The sequence below is a fragment of the Nocardia farcinica genome, from assembly GCF_029867845.1.
Taxonomy (GTDB): domain Bacteria; phylum Actinomycetota; class Actinomycetes; order Mycobacteriales; family Mycobacteriaceae; genus Nocardia; species Nocardia farcinica_A.
This window is the reverse complement of the sequence record NZ_JARWRU010000711.1, coordinates 1-3,428: the sequence shown is the minus strand read 5'-3', so window position 1 is coordinate 3,428 and position 3,428 is coordinate 1. Positions and strand designations below refer to the sequence as shown.

Sequence of the window (3,428 nt, the reverse complement as noted above, 5' to 3'; positions counted from 1 at the left end):
CGCCGGGGGCCGGCCGCCCCCCTCGCCTGGGGAGCGCTTCACTCGCCGCCGCGGGCCGGCTTCCCGGCTCGCCGCCGCACTTTGTCCACAACGGTGTCGCGGTGCTTGTCGCCCTTGCGGCGCGCTGCCTTGTCGCGGTGGCGGGAAGGGCGCTCCCCGCGGGGGAGGAGTTCGGCGCTCAGGACGACGGTGGGTGGGTCGACGATGCCGACACCGCATTCGAGGACTTCGAAATTGCCCGCGCCGAGGCGGATGAGTTCCTCGCGATCGCGCTCGAGTTCTTCGGCGGCGCTGGCGCCCTTGAGGGCGAGCATGCGGCCGTGGTCGCGCAGCAGGGGCAGGGACCAGTGGGCGAGCTTGGCGAGGGGAGCGACGGCACGGGAGGTGACGATGTCGGCGCCGCCCGCTTCCTTGGTGACGCCGGAGTGTTCGGCGCGGCCACGCACGACCGTGATGCCGAGGCCGGTCTGCTCGATGAACTCGCTGAGGAAGACGGTGCGGCGCAGCAGCGGCTCGACGAGGGTGATGCGCAGATCGGGGCGGGCGATGGCCAGGGGGATGCCGGGCAGGCCCGCGCCGCTGCCGACGTCGACGACGCTCACGCCTTCGGGGATCAGTTCGGTGATCACCGCGCAGTTGAGGATGTGCCGCTCCCACAGGCGCGGCACCTCGCGGGGCCCGATCAGTCCGCGCTGTACTCCGTCGGTCGCCAGCGCGTCGTAGTAGCGGCGCGCGATGTCGAGCCGGTCACCGAACACCAGCGCGGCCGCGGCGGGCGGCGCGTCCGATTCGGATCGCGCGGCGCTGCCACCGAGATCTGGTTCCACGTGAAACGTCCTTCCGTGCTCGGGTCCGGCGGCACCGGGAGGGCATCGCGCCGGGGCGTGCATGAGATGGAGAAGGCCCCCGGTCCGAAGACCAGAGGCCTATCCAATCACCAGCGGTCCCGCTGTGGGAAACCCGCGTCCGTCACCGCCTCAGGCCGGCACCACCACGACGTGCCGGTTGGGCTCGACGCCCTCGCTCTCGCTGCTGACACCATCGACCGCGGCCACGGCGTCGTGAACGATCTTGCGCTCGAAGGGGGTCATGGGCGCGAGCGCTTCCGGCTTGCCGGAGGCGGCCACCCGCTTGGCGGCCTCGGTGCCCAGCGCGCTCAGTTCCGCGCGGCGCTTGGCCCGCCACCCCGCCACGTCCAGCATCAGCCTGCTGCGCACGCCGGTCACCTGCTGCACCGCCAGTCGGGTCAGCTCCTGGAGCGCGTCGAGCACCTCGCCGTTGCGACCGACGAGCTTGGACAGATCGCGGCCGCCGTCGATGCTGACGACCGCGCGATCGCCCTCGACGTCGAGATCGATGTCGCCGTCGAAGTCGAGCACGTCGAGCAGCTGCTCGAGGTAGTCACCGGCGAGCTCGCCTTCCTCGATGAGGGCTTCCTCGGCGTCGCTGACGAGATCGTCGGTGTCGGCGTTCACTCCGTCGGTTTCAACAGTCATGTCGTTTTCCTTCAATCTCACGGGTGGCTGTGACGGTCAGCGGCGGCGCTTCTGATTGGGCCTGCCCCGATTGGGGTTGCGCTTCTGCCCGCCCGACTTGCGCGCTCCCGCCTTGGCGGACTTCGGAGCGGTGCCGTTGGACGACGGCGTGCCATTGGTGGAAGCAGTACCCGATTCGGCGTCCTCGGAAGCCACGGACTCGGCGGCGGCGGCCGGCTTCTTCTTGGTGTTGACCGGCTTGGCCCCCGGCTTCGGCGCGTTCTGCGCCCGCTGCTCGAGCTTGGCCTGCTTCCTGGCCTCTTCCTCCTTGGCCATGCGGCCGAACACCAGGTGCTGCTGTCCGTAGGTCCAGATGTTGTTGGCGACCCAGTAGAGCAGGATGCCGATCATCAGGAAGGGGCCGCCGACGAGCACGCCGAGCGGGAAGACGTACAGCGCGAGCTTGTTCATCAGCGCGGCCTGCGGGTTGGCGGCGGCCTCGGGGGACTGCCGCGCGACCGAGGCGCGGGCGTTGAAGTGGGTCGCGATGCCCGCGATGATCATCAGCGGCACGGCGACCAGGGCGATGCTCAGCTTGCTCGGCACGCCGCCGAAGTCGGCGAAGGCCTGTAGTTCCGACAGCGGCGCGGTGATGTGGGACGCCAGCGGCGCGCCGAAGATGCGCGCCCGCAGGAAGGACTGCACGTCCTCGGGGGAGAAGGCGTAGTTCGACAGCTGGGCGTTCAGCTCGGGAGACAGGCCGAGCTGGCCGATGCCGTGACCGGTGCGGTTGAACGAACGCAGCACGTGGAAGAGGCCGAGGAAGACCGGCACCTGGGCCAGCACCGGCAGGCAGCCCATCAGCGGGTTGAAGCCGTGCTCCTTCTGGAGCTTCTGCATCTCCAGCGCCATCTTCTGGCGGTCGTTCTTGTACTTCTTCTGCAGCTCCTTGATCTGGGGCTGCAGTTCCTGCATCTGCTTGGTGGTGCGCACCTGCTTGACGAAGGGCTTGTAGAGCAGCAGGCGCAGGGTGAACACCAGGAACACCACGGCCAGGGCCCAGGTGAGACCGTTGTCCGCGCCGAAGGCGAACCCGAACACGCGGTGCCAGAACCACAAGATCCAGGACACCGGCCAATAGATGAAGTCGAGCACGGCTCTATGCACTCCCGTCGTCCGTCACCGCGTGCGGCTAACATTTACAAGCTTCTGGCGCCGACGTGTCGTGGGCGACTGCCGCGTTCCGGCCGCGTGGGCGGCGTCCCGGAACGGGATCCCACCCACCAGGGTGCCAGGGCGCGCATTTGAGCAGTCGCACGGCTGCCAATCCGAGGCCGACGACGAGACCTCTGGTGCGCAGCGCGGTGACCGCGTACTCGCTGCAGGTCGGCGTGAACCGGCAGACCGGCATCCGGGTGGGGGAGACGTAGGTCCGATACAGCTCGATCAGAAAGATGAGCGCCCGGGCGGGCAGCCGGGTCACGGCGGCGACGGCGGATCTCACGAGCGGTGGTCCGCTCGCGTCCGCGCGCTCGCCGTGCCACGAGGCCGCCCGGTGGGTGCGCCGACGGTACCGGTGGTGAGTCCGAGCTTGCGCAGTCCGCTGCGCACCTGGCGGGCCAGCTCCGCCTGATCGGCGGTGGCCGCGCCGGGCAACGCGCGGATGACGACGTCGGCGTCGGCCGGAAGCTCGTCGACGATCGTGGCGCACATATGACGCAGGCGGCGGGCCACCCGGTGTCGAACCACCGCGGAGCCCACCGCCTTGCTGACGATCAATCCGAACCTCGGTCCGCCGACGCGGACGAGCGACCCGGCCGTCACCGGGTCGCGGGAGATGGCCGCGTCCGCGAGTTAGTCGCCCCTCGCGTCGGTCCGCGCCCCCTCGTAGCTGTGCACGAACGCGTGGGCGACGAGATACCCCCACCCCAATAGCTGGCCACCGCCCACCCG

At 69.9% G+C, this 3,428-nt stretch carries 4 protein-coding genes and 1 pseudogene; all 5 read right to left on the bottom strand.

The annotated features are described in order from the left end of the window. Positions 1-38 precede the first annotated feature (38 nt). Entirely contained in the window at positions 39-890 is an 852-nt protein-coding gene (rsmG, locus tag QH283_RS15655; protein ID WP_280503722.1) for a 16S rRNA (guanine(527)-N(7))-methyltransferase RsmG, read from the bottom strand. 87 nt (positions 891-977) lie between these two features. After that, on the bottom strand, positions 978-1,496 hold the full coding sequence (locus QH283_RS15650) for a protein jag (protein ID WP_280503721.1): 519 nt from the start codon (positions 1,494-1,496) through the stop codon (positions 978-980). A gap of 36 nt (positions 1,497-1,532) precedes the next feature. After that, positions 1,533-2,630, bottom strand: a complete 1,098-nt coding sequence (yidC, locus tag QH283_RS15645) for a membrane protein insertase YidC (RefSeq protein WP_280503723.1) — start codon at positions 2,628-2,630, stop codon at positions 1,533-1,535. Between the two features lie 37 nt (positions 2,631-2,667). Beyond that, positions 2,668-2,979, bottom strand: a complete 312-nt coding sequence (yidD, locus tag QH283_RS15640) for a membrane protein insertion efficiency factor YidD (protein WP_280503720.1) — start codon at positions 2,977-2,979, stop codon at positions 2,668-2,670. Next, a pseudogene (gene rnpA, locus QH283_RS15635) lies at positions 2,976-3,305 on the bottom strand (ribonuclease P protein component); the annotation flags it as partial. The gene yidD and the pseudogene rnpA, both read right to left, overlap by 4 nt. Between the last annotated feature and the right edge of the window lie 123 nt (positions 3,306-3,428).

Coding starts and splice junctions, on each gene's coding strand:
- QH283_RS15650 (WP_280503721.1), bottom strand. CDS start 1,496: ATGACTGTTGAAACCGACGGAGTGAACGCCGACACCGACGATCTCGTC.
- rsmG (WP_280503722.1), bottom strand. CDS start 890: ATGCACGCCCCGGCGCGATGCCCTCCCGGTGCCGCCGGACCCGAGCAC.